Here is a 23,421-nt window from a genome sequence, read left to right on the forward strand (position 1 = left end):
GGTCAGCGCGGTGCTGTCGACAACGGGGCACCGGTGAAGACGTCCAGCACCGGCCGGCTGCCCAGCGGCGCCGCGAGGGTGACGGTGACCGGCTCCAGTTTCAGCAGGGCGATGCATTCGCCGGTGGCCCGGGTGACGCCGCCACCGACCACCACGACGTCCGGCCGTTCCCACACCAGCGGCGTGATCCCGGTGTCGCACGCGCCGACGCCGAGCCGCACGGTCAGCCGTGCGCCGTCGACGGCGGCCAGGTCCTGGGCCGCCACCAACCCGTCCGGCAGCGGCCGGGCCGGCGCGGTGGGCTCGGGGACGGGGGTGACCGCCGTCGGCGCGACGGCGAGCCGGACCACCGGGGTGGACAGCTCCTTGATGGTGAACAGCCAGGCCGGGACCTGCGCCACGCCCCGACTCGTGCGCACCGGCACGGCGCCGAACGTGACACCGGTGACGGTGAGCGGGAGACACGCGGTCTGCGTGCTGCTCGTGGTCCACCCGTCGGGCCCAGGTTCGACTGTGGGGCCGCCGGGGGTCGGCCGGCCAGGCTGCTTCGGCCGCCCCGGGCAGGGCAGTGGGTCACCCTGGTCGAGCTGCCGGTACGCCTCGGCGGCGCTGACCAACGGCAGCGTCAGCCGTCCGTCCGGAAATTGGATCTCGCCGCCGACCCGGGTGGGCGGTATGCCGACCTGCTCGCGGTACCACCCGGCCCGGAATGCCGCCTCGGTCTCGGGGGTGAAGCTCGGATCCCCGGTGAGCACTGTCGGCCCCTCCAACGGCACGTAGCCCGTGCGCCAGTCGGGGCCCGGCCGCCATGCCTCGGCGATCTGAGCGGCCCGCTGGTCGAACGCCTCCGCGCCGCGCGTCGGGCTGCGCGGGCCGCCGGCCGGACCGGCGTCGGTCGCGGCACATCCCGCCACGAGCAGCAACGGGAGCACGAGCAGCAGGGCAGGCCGATTCATGTACGGTTCGACGCCTCCGCCGACCGACCGGTTCCCGACCCGGGTTCAGGTCTCGCCACCCAGATCCGTCTGGTACGCCTCCCAGAGCAGGTCGGCGCCACGCCGCCGATGCCGGGCCAACCTCCGCAGCAGGTGCCCGGCCCGGTGTCGCAGCTCATCGGGGGGCGTCTCGGGCCGCTCAGCGATCTGCTGGACCGCCAGGATCGCGGCGACGATAGCCACGTGTTCCCGGGTCAGCAGCCGCACGCCGTGGACCAGTCGCGGCGACTGGGTGAGCAACTCCCGGTAGAGGCCGGTGGGGCCCTCGGTGACCCGGACGTGCTCGGCGAAGCCCTGGCGCACCGGACGCAGCCGAAGGAGAACGTCGTCGCGCCAACGCGGCTCGGTGCTGGCGACGGCGACGGCCCGGCCGAGGGCGTGCGCGTCACCGGCGAGGCCGGCCGGGCGCGGTTCGCCGGGTAGACCGATGGGATGTGGATCGGCGGGGAGCCCCGCCGGATGCGCGACGCGCGGTCGGGTGACGAGTGACGGCTGCTGGACCGGACCGGTGACCATGGCACCTCCCGCGCGGCGGCGCTGCTACCCCGTACCGCGATGGTGAGGCTGCCCGACACGCCCTGTCCAGAGCCCTGAGCGGTCTCTTCTGCCCCGTTGAACCCACTGGCCCCACCAGCCACGATGGTGCGCCCTCAGCGCCGCACAGGCCGCCTGGGACCGTACGACCGCCTCAGTCGGTCGACTGGTGCTGTGCCAGTCGGCGCAGGTGGTCGGCCACGGCACGCGCGTCGCCGGCCCGCTCATCGCCTGGTCGACCCGTCGTGATCGCCTCGGCCAGCGCCCGAAGCTCGGACGGCGGCAGCACGGGAAGCCCCATGCCGCGCAGCGGGATGGTGACCCTCCGGGCACTCCCCGGGTTGGTCGCGAGGACGGCCCGCACCTGCGGCTGGCCGGCCGGACCGTCGTCGTCCGCCTCGCGGTACGACACCGCGCCGGACTCGATCCCGGCGGTGGCGAGGTCGACGGTGCGGGTGCGCAGCGCACCGCGTACCCGTGCCCGGCTGCCGTCCAGCCAGGCGGCCGTGCGGAGCACCCGCAGCACCAGGTAGAGGCCGAGCAGGACGAAGGGTAGGCCACACAGGCCGATGAACGGGCTGGGACCGGACTGGTTCGGGTCGGCGGAGTCGCGCAGCGCCGGCGGCAGGAGCCCCGGTGGCAGGTCGCGAGCCTCCTCATAGGAGGCGAACGCGTCACCCGGGCCGGTCAGTCGGCGCAACAGCCCGTCGGCGACGAGGGGCAGCGCCACGAACGCCGCGCCGACGGCCGTGAGCAGAACGCCGGCCACCACCGCCACGACGCGCTGGCCGGGCGACGCGCCGACCGACAGGCGCAGCTCCTGGTTGGTCACAGGGGGCAGCCTAAGACCCTCTCGACACAACGAAGCGCCCCGGCTGGTGGGCCGGGGCGCTTCGTTCGAGGTGGTGGAGGTGCCGGGAATCGAACCCGGGTCCTTCGCCGGTTTGTCAGGGCTTCTCCGAGCGCAGCTCGCTGTGCCTCTACTCGGCCCCACCGCTCACGCGAGCAAGTTGGTGTGACGGGCCCAGTCGCTGATTAATCTCGCCGCACGGACCCCGCGACCGGGTCCGATTGGCCAGCCTCCTAGCTGATGCCGGCTACTGGGACGAAGGCGTTCCCAGGCCGACAGACTTAGCTACTCGCCTCAGGCGGCGAGAGCGAAGTCAGCGCGATTTTGCTTGGCGCTTATAAGTTTCCGACGACCGATTCTCGAGACGACGTCGGCTTCCTCGGCTCGCTTCCCCTGTCGCTGCGTACGAAGTCGAAACCAGTCACCCCCTCGACAGGCCGCCGATGTGGCGGCACTGACAAGACTAACGCCTGCCGCAACAGCTTTCATCCCGAGCCCCGGGCCGGCGCGCCGACCCGGACAAACGGGATGAACTAGTCGTCCATGCCCTTGCCGCGTCGACCGGACACCCGGGCGATCTCCCGGTCCGCGTCCCGCTTGGCGAGGTCCTGACGCTTGTCGTACGACTTCTTGCCCTTGGCCAGGGCGATCTCGACCTTGGCCCAGCCGTCCGAGAAGTAGACCTGCAACGGGACGATGGTGAAACCGCCCTCGCGGGTCCTGCCGAGGAGCTTGTCGATCTCGCCCCGGTTGAGCAGCAGCTTGCGGGTACGCCGGGGCTCATGGTTGGTCCAGGTGCCCTGGGTGTACTCCGGGATGTGCATCGCGTGCAGGAACAACTCGCCGTCACGTTCCTGCGCGAACGCGTCGACGAGTGACGCACGCCCGGCCCGAAGCGACTTCACCTCGGTGCCGGTCAGCGCCATGCCCGCCTCGTACGTGTCGAAGATGGCGTAGTCGTGACGCGCCTTCTTGTTGGAGGCGACGACCTTGCGCCCCTTTTCCCGTGGCATCGGTGCCACCCCCTCTCCTGGCGTTCGCGGCCGGGCTCACCCCGGCCGGACAACCGATCATGCTACCCGAACAACAAGGACCCTCCCGCGCCGTTTATTTCCGGCTGCGGGAGGGTCCTCGGGAGACGACGGGACGACCCGTACGGTGCCTAGACCCGCAGGTAGAAGCGCAGGGTGATCCAGGCGGTGCCCGCGCTGACCAGACCACCGACGCCAGCCATCAGCGGGAAGATGAACAGGATGTCGCCCCAGGTGATCGGCGAGAGCAGGCCCTGCAACGCGCTCAACGACCCGTCGAAGAGCAGATACTTCGCCGCGACCAGGGCCACCAGACCGAGCAGTGAACCGATCAGGCCGGCCACCACGGCCTCCAGCACGAACGGCGCCTGGATGAACCAGTTGGACGCGCCGACCAGCTTCATGACCGCCACCTCACGCCGCTTGCTGTACGCGGCCACCTGAATGGTGTTCGCGACCAGCAGCAGGGCGGCGACCGCCATCACGATGGCGGCAGCCAGGGCGATGTTCTGGATCGAGGTGAGGATGTTGAAGATCTTGTCGAGCAGTCGACTCTGGTCGATGATCTCCTCGACGCCCGCGGTGTCCTTGTACTGGTCGTAGACGTCCTTGTACTGCTCCGGGTTGTTCAGCTTGAGCCGGAACGCCTCGGGCAGCTGGTCCGGCTTCACGGCGTTCACCAGGTCCGGCGCGTCCTGGTACATCTCCTTGAAGCGCTTGTACGCCTCGTCCTTGTTGACGTAGAAGACGTCCTTGACCAGGGGGTCGCCATCGAGCTTGGTCTGGAGGTCGGTGCGCTCCTGCTCGGTCACCTCCTGGGTCAAGAAGATCGAGACTTCGATGTTCTTGTAGTAGAGGTCCTTCATGTCGTCGACCTGGCGGTACATGAGACCGCTGGCGCCGAGCATGGTCAGCGAGACCGCCATCGTGATGATCATCGCGATGGACATGGTCACGTTGCGCCACAGTCCGACCAGTACCTCGGACAGGACGTATTTCACGCGCATCGGGATTTCCTCCGGGTCTCCGGCATGAGGTGTTCGTCGTCAGGCTGCGCAGGGGTGGAGCGCCGGCTCACCCGTAGACGCCGCGGGCCTGGTCACGCACGATGCGACCGCTCTCAATCTCAACGACGCGGCGGCGCATCTGGTTCACGATGTTGGAGTCGTGGGTGACCATCACGACGGTCGTGCCGGTGCGGTTGATCCGGTCCAGCAGGCGCATGATCTCGATCGAAGTGTCCGGGTCCAGGTTTCCGGTGGGCTCGTCCGCCAGCAGGATCAGCGGACGGTTCACGAACGCCCGGGCGACGGCGACCCGCTGCTGCTCACCACCGGAGAGCTCGTGCGGATAGCGGTGCTCCTTGCCACCGAGCCCGACCAACTCCAGCACCTCCGGCACGACCCGGCGGGCAACCGCCTTCGTCTTGCCGATCACCTCGAGGGCGAACGCCACGTTCTCGTAGGCGGTGCGGTTGGGCAGCAGCCGGAAGTCCTGGAAGACACAGCCGATCGAACGCCGGAAGTGGGGTCGCTTCCACGAGCGCATCGACGTGACGTCCTTGCCGTTGACGACGACGCGGCCCTTGTTGGGGGCCACCTCGTGCAGCAGCATTTTGATGATCGTGGACTTGCCGGAGCCGGATGGACCGATGAAGAAGACGAACTCGCCCTTCTCGATCGAGACGGACACGTTGTCGAGCGAAGGCCGGGACGCCTTCGGGTACGTCTTCGTCACTTGCTCAAGCTGAATCACGGGTGGTGAGTCTACGCGGTGTAACAACTGAGCCAAGCCCCACGCCCCGCCGATCCGGCACGAGTCGTCGAATCAGGCTCCTACCTGGAGATCGACGACGCGCTCCGCCCGCGCGCCGTCACGCACCGTCGCCGGCGAGCTGCCGTCGCTTGCGCCAACGGATGCCCGCCTCGATGAAGCTGTCCAGATCGCCGTCGAAGACCCCGCTCGGATTGCCGGTCTCCTGCTCAGTTCGGAGATCCTTCACCATCTGATACGGGTGCAGGACGTAGGAGCGCATCTGGTCGCCCCACGAGCCCGCCGCGTGCTCCTTGAGCCCCTCGAGCTTGGCCTGCTCCTCCTGGCGCTTGCGCTCCAGCAGCCGGGCCTGGAGCACCCGCAACGCGGAGGCCTTGTTCTGCAACTGGGACTTCTCGTTCTGACAGGTCACCACGATGCCGGTCGGGATGTGCGTCAGGCGCACCGCCGAGTCGGTGGTGTTGACGCTCTGCCCACCCGGCCCGGAGGAACGGTAGACATCGACCCGTACCTCGTTCTCCGGGATGTCGATGTGGTCGGTCTGCTCGGTGACCGGCAGAACCTCGACGCCCGCGAAGCTGGTCTGCCGACGACCCTGGTTGTCGAACGGGCTGATCCGGACCAGCCGGTGCGTGCCCGACTCGACGCTGAGCGTGCCGTACGCGTACGGCACCTTGACCGCGAAGGTGGCCGACTTGAGGCCCGCCTCCTCGGCGTACGAGGTCTCGTAGACCTCGGTCGGGTAGCCGTGCCGCTCCGCCCAGCGCAGGTACATCCGCAGCAGCATCTCGGCGAAGTCCGCGGCGTCCACGCCACCCGCGCCGGCCCGAATGGCGACCAGCGCCTCCCGGGAGTCGTACTCGCCGGAGAGGAGGGTGCGGATCTCCATCTCCTGGATGGCCTTGGTCAGCCCGGTGATCTCCGACTCGACCTCGGTCAGCACACCCGGGTCGGCCTCGGCCTCGGCCAGCTCCAGCAGCACCTGGGCGTCGTCCAGGCCGGAACGTAGGCTGCCCAGCTTGCTGATCTCGCCGTTGACGTATGACAGCTGCGAGGTAACCTGCTGGGCCTTGGCCTGGTCGTCCCACAGATCGGGGACGGAGGCCTCCTGCTCCAGGCGGGCCTTGTCCTCGTGCAGACGGTCGATGTTGAGGACGGCCTCGATGTTTCGCAGGGTCGCGTCGAGTTCCTTGAGCTGTTCGGCGTAATCGGCAGCGGTCACGACAGACAAGCGTACTGTGCCGCGGCCGGAGCAGCGCGTTTGCTGTCGGCGAATCTGCCGGACGTCACCCGACGGGGGCGGACTTCAACCACGACAGGGCCGCCCGATGGTAGGCGACGGCGAACTCCAGCGCGCTGGCGTCGTACGTCTCGCCGTCCCGTTTGGCGTTCTTCACCTGTTCCCGGACCTGGGCGAGGGCCTCGGTGTGGTATTCGTTGGCCGAGGCGTACAGGCCCTTCAGCTGGCTGGCGGAGTGCAGGTTGCCGAAGGCCATCCGGAGCGCTATCGGGTTGCGGATGGTGTCCCGCCCCGGGTTCTCCGCGAGCCAGCGGGAAAACGTCCGTTTTCCGCTGGCGGTGAGTGAGTACGGCTGGCTCATCCGCGGGCCCGGCTTACCGAGCCGCACGAAACCCCGCTCAGCCAGCACCGGCAACTCGCGGTACACCTGACTGCGGGTCATCGACCAGTACGGCGCCAGACGGCGCTCAGCGGCGGCCATCAACTGACCGCCTGTCATCGGGCCCTCATGGAGGAGGCCGAGCAGGGCCGCCGCCGTAGGGTTGACTCCGGAATCCGCCATGCCCACTACGCTGCCACTTTGCGCACCCGGCGTCCAGGATTTGCCGGTTTGCCACCCGACAGGACTTCCTAAGTGCACTGTCGGCGGCAGACTGTCCGCTGAGGACTATCGATGGATTGCCACATTCCGGGCGTCCGCCGGCGGCGCCCACGCGCGCCGCCGGCGGGTCCGCGCCGGTCAGCCCATGTGGGGGTACGTGTGGTCGGTCGGCGGCACGAAGGTCTCCTTGATCGTCCGCGGGGAGACCCAGCGGACCAGGTTGAGCCAGGAGCCGGCCTTGTCGTTGGTGCCGCTGGCGCGGGCGCCACCGAAGGGCTGCTGCCCGACCACAGCGCCGGTCGGCTTGTCGTTGATGTAGAAGTTGCCGGCCGCATACCGCATGCGCTCGCCAACCGACTCGACGACCCGGCGGTCGGTGGCGAACACCGAGCCGGTCAACGCGTACGGGGCGATCGACTCGGCCTGCGCGACCACCTCGTCGAACCGGGCGTCGTCGAACACGTGCACGCCCAGGATCGGCCCGAAGTACTCGGTCGTGAAGGTCTCGTGGGCGGCGTCGCCGCACTCGAAGAGCGTCGGTCGCACGAAGTAGCCGACCGAGTCGTCGGCGGTGCCACCGGCCAGCACCCGGCAACTGTCGTCGCCGGCGATCAGCTCCAGCGCGGCGGTGTGCCGGGCGAACGCCTTGTCGTCGATCACCGCGCCGCCGAAGTTGCCGAAGTCGGCCACGTCACCGTAGGTCAGCGAGTCGGCGGTGGCGGCCAGCCGGTCCCGCAGCCCACCCTCCCAGATCGAGCGCGGCACGTACGCCCGCGAGGCCGCCGAGCACTTCTGGCCCTGGTACTCGTACGCGCCGCGGATCAGCGCGGTGTGCAACGCGTCCACGTCGGCGCTGGTGTGCGCGACGACGAAGTCCTTGCCGCCGGTCTCGCCGACCAGGCGCGGGTAGCCCCGGTAACGGGAGATGTTGTCGCCCACGGTCCGCCACAACTGCTGGAAGACCTTCGTCGAACCGGTGAAGTGGATGCCGGCCAGATCCGGGTCGGCGAGCACGACATCGGAGACCTCCTCGCCCCGGCCGGTGACCATGTTGATCACGCCGGGCGGCAGGCCGGCGGCCTCGAACAGCCGCATGGTGAAGTGCGCGGCGAACTGCTGGGTCGGGCCCGGCTTCCAGACCACGGTGTTGCCCAGCAGGGCCGGCGCCGACGGCAGGTTGCCGGCGATGGCGGTGAAGTTGAACGGCGTGACCGCGTAGACGAAGCCCTCCAGCGGGCGGTGGTCGAAGCGGTTCCAGACACCGGGCGAGGACGCCGGCTGCTCCTCGAGCAGGCGACGCGCGAAGTGCACGTTGAACCGCAGGAAGTCGATGAACTCGCACGCCGCGTCGATCTCCGCCTGGATCGCGGTCTTCGACTGGCCGAGCATGGTGGCGGCGTTGAGCGTGTCCCGCCAGGGACCCGCGAGCAGCTCGGCGGCGCGCAGGAAGATCGCGGCGCGCTCCTCGAAGGGCAGCGCCCGCCACATCGGCGCGGCGTCCTTGGCGGCCCTGGTCGCGGCGCGCGCGTCGTCGTGGGTGGCGTGCGCTGTCACCCCCAGCACGTGGGCGTGCTGGTGCGGCTGCACCACGTTGATCGGGTCACCGCCGGCCATCCGCTGCTCACCGCCGATGGTCATCGGCAGGTCGATGCGCTCGGCGGCGAGCTCGGTCAGCCGCCGCTGGAGCCGGTCCCGGTCGGGGCTGCCCGGCTCGTAGTTGCGAACCGGCTCGTTGCGCGGCTCGGGAACGGAGAACACGGCATCCATCAAGGCTCCTGGCGATCTCGACAGCAGTGGCGAAACCGGACCCGCGGGCACCGACCGGATGGCCGGACACCGGACGCCACACGGGAGGCCGAGCAGCGGCGGGACCTCCCGTGATTCTCCCACGACGGGCCACGCGCCCCACGTCCGCCACCGCCCTGCGCCAAGGACCGCCCCACCCCTCCTCCCCTTACCGACCGGCCTCGATCCGTCCCGCCGTCCCGGGGCGACAGGCTGCCCAGCGGGCCCGCGTACCCTGAATGGTCGGTGACCTGCCGCCTCGAAGGGGAGACGATGACCAAGCAGCCCGGCCGCGTCCCGGCCGCTGAGTCGGACGAGCCGGCGGTCGACCCGGTCAGCGCCGGCAGTCGGCCGCTGCCCGCCCCCGGCGCCGCAGTGCTCGCGCTGCTGGCGCTCGGTTGGCTGGCCGCCATGCTCTGGTCCACCCGGGAGGCCATCACCTCGGCGGCGGCCGGGGTCACCGCGATCAGCCTCTCCGCGTTCGCCCTACCCGGCGTGATCTCGGCCGCGCTGGTGGCCGGGGCGGCCGTCGCGCTGGCCGGTGGCAACCTGCTGGCCCGCCGGTACGGCGACTGGGCCACCCTGCGCTTCGCCGGGGCGATCGGCGGCGGAATGCTGGTCGGGCTCGCTGCCGCGGTCGCCATCAACCTCACCTACTTCGACACGTCCACCACCAACGTGATCGCCGGCACCACGGCGGCCGCGGCGATCATCGGGGGCGCGCTGGCCGGCGCGCGGACCGCCCCGGCGATCGGCGCTGTGGTCACCGCCGCGCTGGGCACGCTGATCTTCGTGGTCGCGTTCAGCCGCGCCCGGGACCCGCTGTTCGACCTCTTCGGCGCCGGCGACAGCCAGGAATCGTTGATCAACGCGGCGAAGTGGGTGTCCCGTACCGAATCGCTCGTCGCCGGGTTGCTCGCCGGGCTACTGGCCTTCGGCTACCTGACCTGGGCGCGGCGTCGCGCCGTCCGCCGCGACCCGGAGACCCCGGCGCTGCGCTGGCCGGCATACCTGCTCGCCGGGGCCGGGCCGGGGCTCCTCCTGCTGCTCGCCGAAGTGATCATCCGCATCGGCGGCCGGTCGCTGCTCGACCTCGCCAGCGCGCTCAGCGAGGCGGACGCCGTGGCGCAGACCTCGCTGGGCACCTCGCGGGTGGACAACGGCATCTGGGTGCTCTTCGTGGGGGCGCTGACAGCGCTCATCGCGTTCGGCCGCACGCTCAGCCCGGCCCACAGCGAGGACGACGCACCGGCCGACGGCCCGAACCCCGTCGCGGACCAGATCGCCCCGGAGGACGACAAGCCGGGCTACGCCAAGGCGTTCGACGCCGACCCGACCGAGACATTCGACGACGACGCGGCTGAGACGTCCGACGCGGGCCCGGCGAAGGCGGACCCGGCTCGCTGACCCGGCGAGAGGCGGATGTCATGAAGTTCCTTCTCACGTCGGGCGGCATCAGCAACCCGAGCATCTCCGACGCACTCGTCGATCTGCTGGGCAAGCCGATCGCCGAGTCGACGGCCCTGTTCATCCCCACCGCTGTCCACCCCTTCCCCGGCGGAGCGGAGAGGGCCTGGAAGGCGATTTACGGCCGGGCCGACATCCCGCTGACCCAGCTCGGTTGGAAATCCCTGGGGTTGTTGGAGCTCACCGCGCTGCCGACCATTCGGGAAGAGAACTGGGTCCCGGCGGTCCGGGAGGCCGACGCCATCCTCGTCTGGGGCGGCGATGTGCTGTACCTGACCTACTGGCTGCGTCAATCGGGCCTGGCCGACCTCCTGCCGTCGCTGCGTGACACTGTCTATGTCGGGGTCAGCGCCGGAAGCATCGCGGTCACCGCTTACAACTGCGACGCCGAATTCGACCTCGGGTTCGTCCCGGACGGCAGCGACATGGCGCAGGACGCCGACCGGGCACTGGGGCTGGTGGACTTCACCCTGTACCCCCACCTCAATCATCCGGACATGGCGGACGTCAAGCTGTCCCACGTCCAGAAGTGGGCGTCCGGGATCCCGGTCCCGACGTACGCCATCGACGACAACACCGCCATCAAGGTGGCCGATGGCACGGTTGACGTCATCTCCGAAGGCGACTGGAGACTGATCAACCCCTGACCGAGGGGCGGCATCCGGCTCAGTCGGTCGCGGCGAGCAACTGGTCCAGCTCCGTCACGTCGTACCACTCCAACTCGTGGTCCTCGGCGCCGTCGACCGTGAACTGGGCGTCCGGGTCACCAGCCGCCGCTTCGGCCACCACGTCGGCCGCCGCGCCGATCTCCTCGGCCGCGTCCGCGCTGTCCACGTGGATGGCCGCGACGGCGCCCACCGGCACGGCGTCGGCCAACGTCACGGTGCTGGAGCCCAGCTCACCGTCGCCACGACCGATCGCTGCCGACGGTAGGTCGACCGAGACGACGACGCGTCGGCGGGGAGCGGTCGGGTCGGCCCGGAGCAGGTGCAGGGCGTCCTGGGCAGCCCGGGTGAAGGCGACGTACTCCAACTCCTCCTCGTCACCCTCGGCGTACCACTCGCGCAGCGCCGGGGTCACGGCGTGCGCCTGGTCGGTGGCCAGCCCCTCCTCACGCAGCCGGGCCAGCATCGGTACGGTCGCCGGCACGTACACCCGGACAAGCTCGTCGGTCACCGGTCGTCTCCCCGCGTCGTCCTCTCACCGGCGGCCGCCGGCACGGGCGCAGATCATGCCGCACGCCGTGACCGTCATACACCCCGCCTCCGCCCGGAGGAAGCTCCCCGCCGGTGTGTCCCGCGTGGTTGGCCTCGCCCCCGACCCGGTCCGGTGCTGGGCGGCGGGGGCTGTCGGTGGCAAACTGAGCCAAACGACATCAACCCCGGGAGTTTCTGTGGAGCCGAGGTTCCTGCTGCTCTCCGACGTTGCCGCCGAGCTCAACGTGTCGGACTCGCAGGTCTACCACATGGTGCGCAGCGGAGAACTGCCGGCGATCAAGATCGGCGGGCGCGGCCAGTGGCGCGTCGAGCGCGCCCGCCTGGAGGAATACATAGCGCGCAAGTACGACGAGACGGCGGACTGGGTGCAGAGCAATCCGCTGGTCGACCGCGACCCCGAGTAGCCCGCGCGGGGCGTGATCCACTCGGTTTTGCGGAAGTCGGGGTATCCGAGCTGCTGGGACCCCGCGACACCCAGGAACCCGAGTGGATCATGCGCTTTGTCGGGCGGAGGCTGCCATCGAGCCATTGACCGGGGCCGTTCTGTCGCCCAGAATCGAGCTGGTCGGAGGCAAACGAAGGCAAACGCAAGATCAAGGGGGCCATGATGAGCGGAGCGCGACCCGGTCCTTCCCGACCACCAGTGCGGCTGCTCCCCGTCCCGCCCTTCGACCCGCCGTACGTTGACGAGGCCGACGGGTCGTACTGGCCGGCGCCGACCGACGGCCAGCTAGCCCTCGACCTGTTCGCCTCCACCCGGCCCAGCCCGGTCCGGCCGCCGGAACGGCGAGCGGCCCTGCGCTCGGTGACCAGCCGGTCCACCATCACCCACCCGGTGGCGTCGTTGCCGCCGTCGACCGTGCCGGAAACCACCCGAGCCGCGCACCGTTTCGTCGGCACCTGCCTGGAGGTGGTCAACGGCTACCGTTCGCCGGCCCAGGTGCGAGCGCTGCTCGACCCGGCCAGAGCGGGCGACCTGCTGACCGAACTCGCCCGCGCACCCGGCCGGGCCGGGACATCCCGCCGCCGCACCGGCCGACCACTGGTCCGGCTGCTACGCCTGCGCGTCTGCGAGCCCCAGGAGACCGCGGTGGAGGCGGCGGCCGTCCTCAGCGGCGCGGGCGGCCGCAGTTGGGCGATGGCACTGCGTCTCGAACATCGCCGGGGCCGCTGGCTCTGCGTCGCCCTACACGTGCTCTGACCACACCTGCCCCGGTCGTCAACGGGGCTCAACGACACCGACGGGCCCCGGCCAGGGTAGGCCGGGACCCGTCGGTCAGACGCTGTCAGTGCGGCTGCTGTCGGCGCAGACGCTCTCGGTGCAGGTGCTGTTGGTCAGTTGCCGCCGTTGGGTGCGCCGTGGCAGCGCTTGTACTTGCGGCCCGAGCCACAGGGGCACGGCGCGTTGCGGGACGGGCCGTTGCTCGCCTCCGCCTGGTTCGGTGCCGGCCGGCGGGCGGCCGACGGAACAGTCGGGCCCCGCAGCCCGGATGCCGGCCGCTGCGGAGCGGACGGAGCGCTCTGCCCCGGTGCCGCCGGAGCACCCTGAGCCGGTCGGCCCACACCGAGCGCCGGAGCCTGCTGCTGGGCCTGCTCCACGGCGACCGCGCCGGGGCTGGCCTCACCGTCGATGGTGGGCGCGGAGTATTGCAGGCCCTGCCGCCGCGGTGCCTGGTTGAGGCCCTTGGCCCGGATCTCCACCGGCTTGTCGAGCAGGGTGACCTCGTCGGCCCCCTCCTCGGGCTCCGGTTCGGTCACCTGGACGTCGACGTTGTAGAGGAACCCGACGGTCTCCTCCTTGATGCCGTCCATCATGGTGGCGAACATGTCGAAGCCCTCGCGCTGGTATTCCACCACCGGGTCGCGCTGGGCGTACGCCCGGAGGTTGATGCCCTCCTGGAGGTAGTCCATCTCGTAGAGGTGCTCGCGCCACTTGCGGTCGATGACCTGGAGCAGCACCATCCGCTCGAGTTGGCGCACCCCCTCGGTGCCGAGATCCTCCTCACGCCGGTCGTACGCGGCGTTGGCGTCCTCCTTGAGGCGGGCCACCAGGAAGTCGGCGTCCATGCCGGCCCGGGAGCCACCGGCCTCCTCTTCCAGCTCCTCGATCGTCACGCCGACCGGGTAGAGCTGCTTGAGGCTGGACCAGAGCTGCTCAAGGTCCCAGTCTTCGCCGTAGCCGTCGGAGGTGGCGCCTCGCACGTAGGCCTCGACGGTGTCGTCGATCATGTTGCGGACCTGGTCGGAGAGGTCTTCACCGTTGAGCACCCGGAGCCGCTCGGCGTAGACGACCTGGCGCTGCTTGTTGAGCACCTCGTCGTACTTGAGCACGTTCTTGCGGATCTCGGCGTTCTGGCCCTCGATCTGGGCCTGGGCGCTCTTGATCTGCCGGGTGACCATCTTCGACTCGATGGGCACGTCCTCCGGGATGTTGAAGCGCTCCATCACCGCCTCGACCGCGCCGGCCCGGAAGCGCCGCATCAGCTCGTCCTGAAGGGACAGGTAGAACCGGGACTCGCCCGGGTCGCCCTGCCGGCCGGCGCGACCGCGCAGCTGGTTGTCGATCCGCCGGGACTCGTGCCGCTCGGTGCCCAGCACGTAGAGGCCACCGGCGGCGGAGACCTCATCCGCCTCGGCGTCGCAGGCCTGCTTCCAGGTGGGAAGGACCTCCTCCATCGCCTTGGCGTAGTCTTCCTCGTTCTCCAGCGGGTCGAGGCCGCGCTGCCGCAGCTCGTTCGCGGCGAGGAACTCCGGGTTGCCACCGAGCAGGATGTCGGTGCCGCGGCCGGCCATGTTGGTGGCCACGGTGACCGCGCCCTTACGCCCGGCCTGGGCGACGATCTCGGCCTCCCGGGCGTGGAACTTGGCGTTCAGCACGTTGTGCGGGATGCCGCGTCGGCGCAGCAACTGGGAGAGGATCTCGGAGTTTTCCACCGAGACGGTGCCGACCAGCACCGGCTGGCCCATCTGGTGCCGCTCGGCGATGTCCTCGATGACGGCGTTGAACTTGGCCTTCTCCGTCTTGTAGATGACGTCCGGCCGGTCCTCGCGAACCATCGGGCGGTGGGTCGGGATGGTCACGACGCCGACCTTGTAGACCTTGTTGAACTCGCTCGCCTCGGTCTGCGCCGTACCGGTCATCCCGGACAGCTTCTCGTAGAGGCGGAAGTAGTTCTGGAGGGTGATCGTGGCCAGGGTCTGGTTCTCCTGCTTGATCTCCACCCCCTCCTTGGCCTCGATCGCCTGGTGCATGCCCTCGTTGTAGCGACGGCCGTGCAGGATGCGACCGGTGAACTCGTCGACGATCAGGACCTCACCGTCGCTGACGATGTAGTCCTTGTCGCGCTTGTAGAGCTCCTTGGCCTTGATGGCGTTGTTGAGGTAGCCGACCAGCGGAGTGTTCACCGACTCGTACAGGTTGTCGATGCCGAGCCGGTCCTCGACCTTGGCGACACCCCGCTCGGTCACCGCGATGGTGCGCTTGGAGTGGTCGACCTCGTAGTCGCCCTCACCGTCGGTGCCGGGCTGGAGCCGGGCCACAACGCCGGCGAACTCGCCGTACCAGCGGGCGGAGTGCTCGGCCGGGCCGGAGATGATCAGCGGGGTGCGGGCCTCGTCGATCAGGATGGAGTCGACCTCGTCGACCACGGCGAAGTTGTGCCCGCGCTGCACCAGCTCGTCCTTCGACCACGCCATGTTGTCGCGCAGGTAGTCGAAGCCGAACTCGTTGTTGGTGCCGTAGGTGATGTCGCACTCGTAGGCGGCCTTGTGCTCGGTGGCCGGCCGGTTGGGCAGCACCACGCCGACGGTCAGCCCGAGGAACTCGTGCACCCGACCCATCCACGCCGCGTCACGCTGGGCGAGGTAGTCGTTGACCGTGATCACGTGGACGCCCTTGCCGGAGAGCGCGTTGAGGTAGACGGCCATGACCGAGGTCAACGTCTTACCCTCACCGGTCTTCATCTCGGCGATGTTGCCGAAGTGCAGCGCCGCGCCGCCCATCACCTGGACGTCGTACGGGCGCTGGCCGAGCACCCTGGCGGCCGCCTCGCGGGCCACCGCGAACGCCTCCGGCAGCAGGTCGTCGAGGGTCTCACCCTCGTCGAGCCGCTCCCGGAACTGTTCGGTCATGCCGGCCAGTTCCTCGTCGGTGAGGTTGACGTAGTCGTCCTCGATCGAGCTGACGGCGGCGGCGATGGCCTTGAGCCGTCGCACCATGCGGCCCTCGCCCGCGTTAAGGACCTTTTCCAGAATCGACACGGATCAACGCTCCCCTAGACAGTCTCGAACCATCGTAGGCGCTCCATCGGCGCGATGGTCACTGGTGGCGGTGCTCGACCCCGCCGAACCCGACATAACTCGCGTCCGACGCACGCTCCAAACGTTATCCGGTTACGCCGTCGGCGAACGCTACGGCAGGATGCACGAGTGGAGCCTGTGGAGATCATCGAGGACGGCGTGCTGCTGCGGCCCTGGCGAGAGACGGATGCCGAGGCCGTGCACCGAGCCTGCCAGGACCCGGACATTCAGCGTTGGACCACCGTACCGCGCCCGTACCGGCCGGAACACGCGCACGGATTTGTCACCGAGATGAGCCGGACGGCCTGGGCCGAGGGCACCGGGGCACCGTTCGCGGTCTGCGACCCGAGCACCGGGGAGCTGCTGGGCTCCAGCGGGCTGATCTCGATCGACAAGGACGGCACCGGTGAGATCGGCTACTGGACGGCGCCCTGGGCGCGTGGTCGGGGCGTCATGGTCCGGGCCGCCCGGGCGGTGGCCCGCTGGTCCTTCGACACCCTCGGGCTTCGCCGACTCATCTGGCAGGCCGAGGTCGGTAACCACGCCTCCCGGCTGGTGGCCCTCCGGGCCGGTTTCCGGATCGACGGCCGGTTGCGGCTGGCCAACCCGGCGCTGCACGGCAGCGCGGACGGCTGGATCGGCTCGCTGCTGCCCGGCGAGGTGCCGGCCGCCGGGTCGACCGGGCCGGCCGGACCGGGCACCCTCGCCGCCCGGCGGGCCGCCGTCTTCGGCCGCCCGCAGCCGGTTCTGTTCGCCGAATCCAAGGCCGGCGAGCTTCGTCTGCGGCCCATGGAGGAGCAGGACCTGGACGCCGTGGTGCAGACCTCCCGGGACCCGGAAACCATCCACTGGACGACAGTGCCGGACCCGTACGAGCACGCCGACGCGCAGGGCTACCAGGCTTACGGCCGGGACGCCTGGGCTCGGGGGGACGCCGCCTGCTTCGTGATCGCCGACCCCGACGACCGGTACGCGGGCACGCTCGACGTGCGGCTCTCCCCCGCCGACCCGCTGGTGGCCGACGTCGGCTTCGTCACCGCGCCGACGGCCCGGGGTCGGGGCTATCTGCCCGCCGCCCTGGTCGCGCTGAGCGCCTGGGGCTTCAGCACGTTGGGCCTGGCGCGAATCGAGTGGAAGGCGAACGTGGGCAACACCGCCTCCCGTCGGGCGGCGGAGAAGGCGGGCTTCCTGATCGAGGGAACCGCCCGCGGCGGTGTGCAGCACCGGGGCGAACGGGTGGACGTGTGGGTCGGTGCGCTTCTCGCGAAGGATCTGGGATGAATCTGCGGCCGGTCGTCGAGGCGCACGGGGTGCGGCTGCGCCCCTTTCGCGCGCAGGACAGTGCCGACGTGGTCGACGGCTGCGCGGACCCGCTGACTCAACGATTCGTGTCGAACCTGCCGCGGCCGTACACCGAGACCGATGCCCGCTGGTGGATCGACATCGGCGCCCCGGCGGCCTGGACCGGCGGCGGCACGGCGTACGCCGTCGCGGACCCCGCGACCGATCGGCTGCTCGGCGCGGTGGGGTTGAACAACCCGGTGCCCGCCCGGGGTCAGCTGGAGATTGGCTACTGGATGCGGCCGGCGGCGCGCGGTCGCGGGCTGGCCGCCGCGGCGACTCGCGCGCTGAGCGAGCACGCGTTCGACGCCGGGGCGGCCCGACTGGACCTGCTCACCGAGCCGGAGAACGGCCCGAGCCAGCGGGTCGCGCTGGCCGCCGGCTTCCGCTACGAGGGTCTGCGTCGGTCGGCCGGTGCGTCCCGCGACGGGGGCCGGCACGATCTGCTGGCCTGGGTACGCGTCGCCGGTGATCCGCCCGGCCCGGTCGCCCGGCTGCTGCCCGACCTGCCCGGCGGGGTGCTCACCGACGAGGTGGTGGCGCTGCGCCCGCTCGCGCCGGACGACGCGGCGCTGATGTACCTGCTGCACAGCCGACCCGAGGTGGTGGCGAACCAGGCGCCGCCGGTGCCGCCAACCCGGGAGGCGATGGAGCGGCGTTGTCGTCTCGCGCAGAGCGGCTGGCTGACCGGCGAGATCGCCCGGCTGCTGATCACGGACGTGGCCAGCGGGGAGCCCGTGGGCAGTTGCGGGTTGTCGTACACCGACGTGGCCGCCGGCGAGGCGTCGGTCGGCTACGCGTTGCTGCCGGACTGGCGTGGCCGGGGGTACGCGACGCGGGCGGTCCGGTTGCTCGCGGGCTGGGCGTTCGGCCCGGCCGGTATCGCCCGGCTGTCGGCGGGCACGGTGCCGGACAACACCGCGTCGCACCGGGTGCTGGAGCGGGTCGGGTTTCGGCGCGAGGCCGTTCAGCGCGGCCGGCTGCCAGGGCTGGCCGGCGCCCGCCTGGACGACCTGACCTTCGCGCTGCTCCCCGCCGACCTCCGCTGACGGACCATGGAGTTGTGGTGGGCGTTTCCCCACCACAACCCCATGATCGACGCGGATCGGCTACCGGTCAGGTGGCGAGGGAGATGATGCCGTAGTCGTACGCGTGACGCCGGTAGACGACGCTGGGGCGGCCGGACTCCTTGTCCTGGAAAAGGTAGAAGTCGTGGCCGACCAGCTCCATCTCGAACAACGCGTCGTCGATGGTCATCGGCTCGGCCGGGTGCACCTTCTCCCGGGCGATGTGCCACGGCTGGTCGTCGTGCTCCTCTTCGACGCGCTCCGCGACAGCGGTGCCGGCGCGGGCGCCATCGCTCGGCGCGCTCAGCGCGCTGGGCACCAGGTCCGCGACCGGCAGGCCCGCGGTGGCCTCGGCGACGGAGATCGGCGCGTGCCGGCCCCGGTGTACGCGGCGGCGGTCGGCCGCGCGGCGCAGTCGGGTGTCGAGCTTCGCGATGGCCGCGTCGAGGGCGCTGTAGAAGTCGTTGGTGCAGGCTTCGGCCCGGATCACCGGGCCCCGGGAAACGCAGGTGATCTCCACCCGCTGGCAGTGGTCGGCCTGGCGCGGATTGCGCTCGTGAAACAGCTCGACATCAACGCGAATGAGTTTGTGGTCGTAGCGTTCGATCTTCGCGAGTTTCTCGGCTACGTGTACCCGGTAATGGTCCGGCACTTCGACGTTTCGGCCCTTGACCACGATGTCCACGTGACCTCCCTTGTTCGGACGGTCTTCGATCCGGTTTACCCGGCCGCGCGCCGTGGGGAGACCCGCTGGCGTCGACCGGTTGGTACGGCTACGCCTCCTCTCACCGCCGAGGGTGGTTGGAACGACCTCCTACCCCCGACAGCGAAACGCTAACTCTTGTTTGCCCGACAGTCACCCCATGTTGCCGAGACCACCCAGGATTTTTCGCACCTCATACACCAACGGGTGAAACGGAAACACTATCGGTTACGACTGGTGTCTTTTCTCGGTCGCCGCGAGCACCACCGCGACACTCGGTGCCCATCCCGTCACGGTCAACACCCGGCTCGCGGCGGCGAGGGTCACGCCGGTGGTGACGATGTCGTCGAGCAGCACCACTACCGGCGCCACACCCCCCGCACGCCCCCGGACGGGCCCGGTCGAGCGGGGCTGGAAGGCCGCCTCGGCCGCCGCCGCCCGCCCGGCGCTGTCCAGGGTGACCGAGTCGGGCCGGGGCAACGCCCGCAGCGGACGATGCACCCGCACCGCCCAACCGCTGCGGCGGAGCCGGGCCGCGCAGTGCCGGGCCAGCCGGTCGAGGTGGTCCCCGTAGCGGGACCGGGCCGCCGCCGCGGTGTCCGGGACCGGAACCAACGCCAGCGGGCGGGCCCCACCGACAGCCGCCGCGACGACCTCGGCGAGCAGCGCGCCGAGCGGGCGGGCCAGCCCGTGCCGGCCGTGTTCCTTGTACGCCAGCAGAGCCTCGCGCAGCGGACCCGCATACGGACCGAGGGCGACGCAGGGCGGCAGGCCCGGCGGGGCGGGGGTGGGCCGGACCGCCCCGGGCCGCAGTTCACCCAGCGCCACGACACAGGCTGGGCAGACCCCGTGCCGCAGGCCGGGTCGGCGCTCCCGACAACCGGCGCAGTCGGCGGGCAGCACCAGGTCGGCGAGGTCCGCCCAGAGCCCGCTCACCGTGTCAGTAGAGGAAGAACGGCGCCGACGGGTTGCTCGGCCGGACACCTGTCGGCACCGGGGCGATGTCGCGTACCCGGCCGGGCTCGATCCGTTCGAACGGGCTGCTGCGGTAGGCCACCCCGTTCGCCTCGTACATGTAGGCCCCGCTGGGCGCCCGCACGCTGCGGTTGGTCGGGTACGCGGTCAGGTGGGTGACCTTGGCGCCGAGTTCGGTCTTCAGCGGCGTCTCCAGGGCGCCGTCGACACTGATCTCGTAGATCGCCGGCTGGCCGACCGACCCCGCCACCACGAGCTGGTCCTCCCTGCCCCAGTCGACAGCCGTCGGGTTGGTCAGCGAGGTGACCAACTCTCGGGGCGGGCCGATGGAGACCCCGCCGCCGTCGAGGTTGACAGCGGCGACGTAGAGACGGCCGCCGGCGATCAGCGCCACCCGCTGGCCGTCCAACGCGGCGGCCACCGCGGTGACCCCGGCGGAGGGCAGGTTGAGGGGCACCGGATACATCCGGGCTGCCTCGTCGAACCGGTAGAGCTGCCCGTCGGCCACCACCAGGCCGCGGCTGGGGCGGTTGTCGACAGTACGCAGCCAGACCGGTCGGCCGATCGCGGAGTAGTCGGTGCCGCTGCGGCTGAGCACGGAGACCGGGTCTGCGCCCGTGCCGACGGCGAGTCGGTACCGGTTCTTGCTGCTGCCGGCGACCACCATCGCGGCGAGGATCCGGCGGTCCTTGGCCAGCCCGAGGCTGGCGGAGACGACGTTGCGGTTGGCCTCGGGTGTCAACGGCACAGTGCCGCTGGGCTCGCCCTCGAAGTCGAGTGGGTGGATCGCGCCGTCGTACACGCCGAAGCGCTGCGGGCTGGCGGCATGCGGGTAGAGCACCTGGGAGCCTCGTCGCTCGCCCAGCTCCACAACGGGCTGCGCGTTGTTGCGGATCTTCAACTCCAGCTGGCCGGTGAGGTCGCCCAACGACCAGGCGATCTGCGTGATCAACTGGTCGATCCCGTTCTGGTCGTCACCGGACATGTCCAGGTTGACCTCCCACCGACCGTTCCCGCCGGTGGCGTTGTTGATCAGCTCGGTGCGGTCCGGCAGCCCGACGACCCCCGGGCGCAACCAGTCGGAGGGGCCGCCGACCAGCCACTTCACCACCTCGTTGACCTGCCGCTCGACCGGCACAGCCTGCGGCCGGTAGCGCTGGTCGGGCACCAGGCGACTGCGGTCCGAACTCCAGAAGTAGATCGTCTCGTCCTGGTAGTACTGACGAAGTGCGGTGTCGCTGAGCAGCAGCACGTTGGGCGGGTTGATGATGTAGAGGCCGGCCCGGTCCTCGTTGACGCCGCTGTTGAAGGCCGCGCTGCGCAGGCCGAACTCGTACTCCGTCTCGGTCGCCACCGGTGGGGCCAGGGTGCCGTTGGTCCGCAGCACCCCGATCTGCTGCACCGCGATCTTCACGGTCGTGGTTCTGTCGCGGTTGTCGGTGTAGACCGCCTCGCGCAGCCGGACCACGTTCAGCGCGACCTCGCTGCCCTTCTTGTCCTGTAGGCGGATCTTGTCCTCCGGGGCGATGAACGCCTTGACCCGCTCGTACGCCCGATCCGGCTCGCCTGCGGCGGCGGACAGGAAGTTGCGAACGAACGTCTCGTTGACGCTGCCGCTGGCCGTCCGCGTCGGTGGCTCACTGCCCCGACTGATCACACCGGCCTCGGTAGCGGCGCCGCCCTTGCCGTCCACCCGCACATCGGATGCCGCCGGGATGCCACAGCCGGCGCCCAGCAGCACCATCACGCCGAGAGCCGCGAGCACAGTTGGCCGTCTCACGAGCGCACCTCCGTCCGCTGCCCGTCCCCGGCCGGAGCCGGGCCGATCGCCAGTGCCCCGCCGGTGCCGGGACCGATGGCCAGTGGGCCACCGTCGCGGGGGCCGCCGAACGGCAGGGCGGCGTCGGCCGGCACCAGCCGCAGCGGTGAGGTGGTCAGCCGATCGCCCGCGCGGGCCGGCAGTGTGAGCCGGAACTGCGCGCCCTGGCCGGGAGCACCCCACGCCTCCAGCCAGCCGCCGTGCAGCCGAGCGTCCTCCAGGCTGATCGACAGGCCCAGGCCGGTGCCGCCGGTCTGCCGGGCCCGGGACGGGTCCGCCCGCCAGAACCTGTTGAACACCAGCTTCTCCTCGCCCACCTTCAGCCCCACGCCGTGGTCGCGAACGGTGATCGCCACGGCGGTCTCGTCGATGCCGAGGGTGATCAGCACCGGACGGGCCTCACCGTGTTCGACGGCGTTGCCGACCAGGTTGCGCAACACGCGCTCGACCCGGCGCGGGTCGACCTCGGCGATCACCGGCGTGCCCGGCAGGTCGAGTTCGATCGGTACGCCCACCCGCTCGGCCAGGCCGGCCAGCCGGTCGACCACCCGGTGCACCACCGGCACCAGGTCGGTCGGCTCGGAATCCAGCATGGCGAAGCCCGCGTCGAACCGACTGATCTCCAGCAGGTCGGTGAGCAGCTCCTCGAATCGATCCAGCTCGGCCTGGAGCAGCTCGGCGCTGCGGGCGACCGCCGGGTCGAACTCGTCGCGCTCGGCGAAGATCAGGTCGGCGGCCATCCGAACTGTGGTCAGCGGGGTCCGCAGCTCGTGGGAGACGTCGGAGGTGAAGCGGCGCTGCAACCGGGACATCTCTTCCAGGCGCAGGATCTGCCGTTGAAGGTTGGTGGCCATCTGATTGAACGACGCGGCGAGCAGCGCCAGGTCGTCCTCGCCGTTGACCACCATCCGCTGGTCGAGCAGGCCCGCGGAGAGCCGCTGGGCGGTTCGTGCGGCGACCCGGACCGGGTTGACCACCAGCCGGGTGACCAGCGCCGCGAGCAACCCGAGCAGGATCACCAGCGCGACCCCGGTGGCCACCACTGTGGCTCGGGCATCGGCGGCGGTGACGTCCTGCCGGCCCAGCGGCACCAGATAGTAGAGCTCGATCTGGCCGAAGCGGGTGGGCACCGGCGAGCCGTAGACCAGGTATTTGGTGGTCTCGCGGGTGAGTCGCCCGGTGCGGATCTGACTGGCCACCTTGCCGTCGGCGATAGCGGCCCGCAGCTCGGGGCTGATCAGCGACTGGACGTTCGCGGACGGGGAGGTGCGCGTCTGGATGTCGTTGGGGTAGTCGTCGGCGGTGATCGCCACCACCACCCCGCTGGTCTGCTGGGGGTCGCCGCCGGCCAGGTAGTTGACAGTGCCGTCGATGGTCTCCTGGAGCTGCGCCTCCTGCGGCTGCCCGTAGAAGGAAACCTGCTTGGCCGCGTAGTTGGCGCCGCTGGTCACCCGCTGCCGGACATCGCTGCGAGCGCTGTCGAGCAGGATTGTGGTGATCTTGTCGGCGATCAGGAACGCGAACCCGCCGACCAGCAGGCTGGACGCGACAAGCGTGATGGTCACGACCCGGACCTGGAGCGAGCGGCGCCAGGTCTGGTGCGCCCGACCCACCACCCGGGCGACCCGACCGCTCACCGCACGCCAGAGCTCCCCGCCGGCGCGGGACCGGCGGGCAGCAGCACTCGGGGAGGGTGGGGGCGGCGAGGTCGACACAGTGCGACC

Annotated in this window: 21 protein-coding genes and 1 other RNA gene; 6 read left to right on the forward strand and 16 right to left on the reverse strand. The window is 70.5% G+C overall.

All coding sequences use genetic code 11. The annotated features are described in order from the left end of the window. Positions 1–2: 2 nt before the first annotated feature. The 10 genes from NIE79_RS06690 to pruA form a co-directional block, all read right to left on the reverse strand. Positions 3–956 (reverse strand): hypothetical protein, encoded by a 954-nt coding sequence (locus NIE79_RS06690; protein WP_238677717.1) that lies wholly within the window; start codon positions 954–956, stop codon positions 3–5. Positions 957–1,001: 45 nt separating this feature from the next. Then, positions 1,002–1,511 carry a hypothetical protein gene (locus NIE79_RS06695; protein WP_238677718.1) on the reverse strand — a complete coding sequence of 170 codons (510 nt, stop codon included), beginning with the start codon at positions 1,509–1,511 and terminating at the stop codon, positions 1,002–1,004. 172 nt (positions 1,512–1,683) lie between these two features. Continuing rightward, positions 1,684–2,361: a hypothetical protein gene (locus NIE79_RS06700; protein WP_238677719.1), complete on the reverse strand. Its 678-nt coding sequence runs from the start codon at positions 2,359–2,361 to the stop codon at positions 1,684–1,686. A gap of 71 nt (positions 2,362–2,432) precedes the next feature. Further along, positions 2,433–2,808: a transfer-messenger RNA gene (ssrA, locus tag NIE79_RS06705) on the reverse strand. Positions 2,809–2,912: 104 nt separating this feature from the next. Further along, positions 2,913–3,392 (reverse strand): SsrA-binding protein SmpB, encoded by a 480-nt coding sequence (gene smpB, locus NIE79_RS06710; protein ID WP_124854050.1) that lies wholly within the window; start codon positions 3,390–3,392, stop codon positions 2,913–2,915. A gap of 149 nt (positions 3,393–3,541) precedes the next feature. Beyond that, positions 3,542–4,417 carry a permease-like cell division protein FtsX gene (ftsX, locus tag NIE79_RS06715; RefSeq protein WP_238677720.1) on the reverse strand — a complete coding sequence of 292 codons (876 nt, stop codon included), beginning with the start codon at positions 4,415–4,417 and terminating at the stop codon, positions 3,542–3,544. A gap of 67 nt (positions 4,418–4,484) precedes the next feature. Then, the gene (gene ftsE / locus NIE79_RS06720; RefSeq protein ID WP_030331491.1) at positions 4,485–5,165 is read right to left on the reverse strand and encodes a cell division ATP-binding protein FtsE; all 681 of its coding nucleotides are present in this window, start codon (positions 5,163–5,165) and stop codon (positions 4,485–4,487) included. A gap of 118 nt (positions 5,166–5,283) precedes the next feature. Next, the gene (gene prfB / locus NIE79_RS06725) at positions 5,284–6,405 is read right to left on the reverse strand and encodes a peptide chain release factor 2 (protein ID WP_238677721.1); all 1,122 of its coding nucleotides are present in this window, start codon (positions 6,403–6,405) and stop codon (positions 5,284–5,286) included. A gap of 64 nt (positions 6,406–6,469) precedes the next feature. Next, a complete protein-coding gene (locus NIE79_RS06730) occupies positions 6,470–6,985 on the reverse strand; it encodes a PadR family transcriptional regulator (RefSeq protein ID WP_238677722.1) in 516 nt (171 codons plus the stop codon). 177 nt (positions 6,986–7,162) lie between these two features. After that, a complete protein-coding gene (gene pruA / locus NIE79_RS06735) occupies positions 7,163–8,791 on the reverse strand; it encodes an L-glutamate gamma-semialdehyde dehydrogenase (protein WP_238677723.1) in 1,629 nt (542 codons plus the stop codon). Between the two features lie 291 nt (positions 8,792–9,082). On the opposite strand from pruA, the gene NIE79_RS06740 reads away from it, so the two are divergent. Both NIE79_RS06740 and NIE79_RS06745 read left to right on the forward strand, forming a co-directional pair. Beyond that, complete coding sequence (locus NIE79_RS06740; protein ID WP_238677724.1) at positions 9,083–10,216, forward strand: hypothetical protein; 1,134 nt, start codon at positions 9,083–9,085, stop codon at positions 10,214–10,216. Positions 10,217–10,236: 20 nt separating this feature from the next. Further along, complete coding sequence (locus NIE79_RS06745) at positions 10,237–10,923, forward strand: Type 1 glutamine amidotransferase-like domain-containing protein (RefSeq protein WP_238677725.1); 687 nt, start codon at positions 10,237–10,239, stop codon at positions 10,921–10,923. 19 nt (positions 10,924–10,942) lie between these two features. Here the strand turns inward: NIE79_RS06745 and NIE79_RS06750 are convergent, their stop codons facing one another. Beyond that, positions 10,943–11,452, reverse strand: coding sequence for a DUF6912 family protein (locus tag NIE79_RS06750; RefSeq protein ID WP_238677726.1), 510 nt, complete (start codon positions 11,450–11,452; stop codon positions 10,943–10,945). Positions 11,453–11,669: 217 nt separating this feature from the next. On the opposite strand from NIE79_RS06750, the gene NIE79_RS06755 reads away from it, so the two are divergent. Both NIE79_RS06755 and NIE79_RS06760 read left to right on the forward strand, forming a co-directional pair. After that, positions 11,670–11,897 carry a helix-turn-helix domain-containing protein gene (locus NIE79_RS06755; protein ID WP_030490852.1) on the forward strand — a complete coding sequence of 76 codons (228 nt, stop codon included), beginning with the start codon at positions 11,670–11,672 and terminating at the stop codon, positions 11,895–11,897. Between the two features lie 200 nt (positions 11,898–12,097). Next, entirely contained in the window at positions 12,098–12,694 is a 597-nt protein-coding gene (locus tag NIE79_RS06760; RefSeq protein WP_238677727.1) for an Rv3235 family protein, read from the forward strand. A 134-nt stretch (positions 12,695–12,828) separates the two neighbouring features. Here NIE79_RS06760 and secA read toward each other — a convergent pair whose 3' ends face one another. Beyond that, positions 12,829–15,753: a preprotein translocase subunit SecA gene (secA, locus tag NIE79_RS06765; RefSeq protein ID WP_238677728.1), complete on the reverse strand. Its 2,925-nt coding sequence runs from the start codon at positions 15,751–15,753 to the stop codon at positions 12,829–12,831. Positions 15,754–15,921: 168 nt separating this feature from the next. Here secA and NIE79_RS06770 point away from each other — a divergent pair, with 168 nt between their 5' ends. Both NIE79_RS06770 and NIE79_RS06775 read left to right on the forward strand, forming a co-directional pair. After that, a complete protein-coding gene (locus NIE79_RS06770; protein ID WP_238677729.1) occupies positions 15,922–17,073 on the forward strand; it encodes a GNAT family N-acetyltransferase in 1,152 nt (383 codons plus the stop codon). After that, on the forward strand, positions 17,070–18,182 hold the full coding sequence (locus tag NIE79_RS06775; protein WP_238677730.1) for a GNAT family N-acetyltransferase: 1,113 nt from the start codon (positions 17,070–17,072) through the stop codon (positions 18,180–18,182). The genes NIE79_RS06770 and NIE79_RS06775 overlap by 4 nt, the downstream gene beginning before the upstream one ends. A gap of 67 nt (positions 18,183–18,249) precedes the next feature. On the opposite strand, the gene hpf is transcribed toward NIE79_RS06775, so the two are convergent. The 4 genes from hpf to mtrB all read right to left on the reverse strand — a co-directional run bounded on the left by hpf (position 18,250) and on the right by mtrB (position 23,412). After that, positions 18,250–18,885 (reverse strand): ribosome hibernation-promoting factor, HPF/YfiA family, encoded by a 636-nt coding sequence (gene hpf, locus NIE79_RS06780; protein ID WP_196921222.1) that lies wholly within the window; start codon positions 18,883–18,885, stop codon positions 18,250–18,252. 246 nt (positions 18,886–19,131) lie between these two features. Continuing rightward, positions 19,132–19,806, reverse strand: a complete 675-nt coding sequence (locus NIE79_RS06785) for a ComF family protein (RefSeq protein ID WP_238677772.1) — start codon at positions 19,804–19,806, stop codon at positions 19,132–19,134. Positions 19,807–19,843: 37 nt separating this feature from the next. Beyond that, positions 19,844–21,622: an LpqB family beta-propeller domain-containing protein gene (locus NIE79_RS06790; protein WP_238677773.1), complete on the reverse strand. Its 1,779-nt coding sequence runs from the start codon at positions 21,620–21,622 to the stop codon at positions 19,844–19,846. 32 nt (positions 21,623–21,654) lie between these two features. Continuing rightward, positions 21,655–23,412: an MtrAB system histidine kinase MtrB gene (gene mtrB / locus NIE79_RS06795; protein WP_238677731.1), complete on the reverse strand. Its 1,758-nt coding sequence runs from the start codon at positions 23,410–23,412 to the stop codon at positions 21,655–21,657. Positions 23,413–23,421: the final 9 nt, after the last annotated feature.

The sequence above is a fragment of the Micromonospora trifolii genome (assembly GCF_022229005.1).
In the GTDB taxonomy this organism is placed as follows: domain Bacteria; phylum Actinomycetota; class Actinomycetes; order Mycobacteriales; family Micromonosporaceae; genus Micromonospora; species Micromonospora trifolii.

Coding starts and splice junctions, on each gene's coding strand:
- NIE79_RS06690 (WP_238677717.1), bottom strand. CDS start 956: ATGAATCGGCCTGCCCTGCTGCTCGTGCTCCCGTTGCTGCTCGTGGCG.
- NIE79_RS06695 (WP_238677718.1), bottom strand. CDS start 1,511: ATGGTCACCGGTCCGGTCCAGCAGCCGTCACTCGTCACCCGACCGCGC.
- smpB (WP_124854050.1), bottom strand. CDS start 3,392: ATGCCACGGGAAAAGGGGCGCAAGGTCGTCGCCTCCAACAAGAAGGCG.
- ftsX (WP_238677720.1), bottom strand. CDS start 4,417: ATGCGCGTGAAATACGTCCTGTCCGAGGTACTGGTCGGACTGTGGCGC.
- NIE79_RS06730 (WP_238677722.1), bottom strand. CDS start 6,985: ATGGCGGATTCCGGAGTCAACCCTACGGCGGCGGCCCTGCTCGGCCTC.
- pruA (WP_238677723.1), bottom strand. CDS start 8,791: ATGGATGCCGTGTTCTCCGTTCCCGAGCCGCGCAACGAGCCGGTTCGC.
- NIE79_RS06740 (WP_238677724.1), top strand. CDS start 9,083: ATGACCAAGCAGCCCGGCCGCGTCCCGGCCGCTGAGTCGGACGAGCCG.
- NIE79_RS06745 (WP_238677725.1), top strand. CDS start 10,237: ATGAAGTTCCTTCTCACGTCGGGCGGCATCAGCAACCCGAGCATCTCC.
- NIE79_RS06760 (WP_238677727.1), top strand. CDS start 12,098: ATGATGAGCGGAGCGCGACCCGGTCCTTCCCGACCACCAGTGCGGCTG.
- NIE79_RS06775 (WP_238677730.1), top strand. CDS start 17,070: ATGAATCTGCGGCCGGTCGTCGAGGCGCACGGGGTGCGGCTGCGCCCC.
- NIE79_RS06790 (WP_238677773.1), bottom strand. CDS start 21,622: ATGGTGCTGCTGGGCGCCGGCTGTGGCATCCCGGCGGCATCCGATGTG.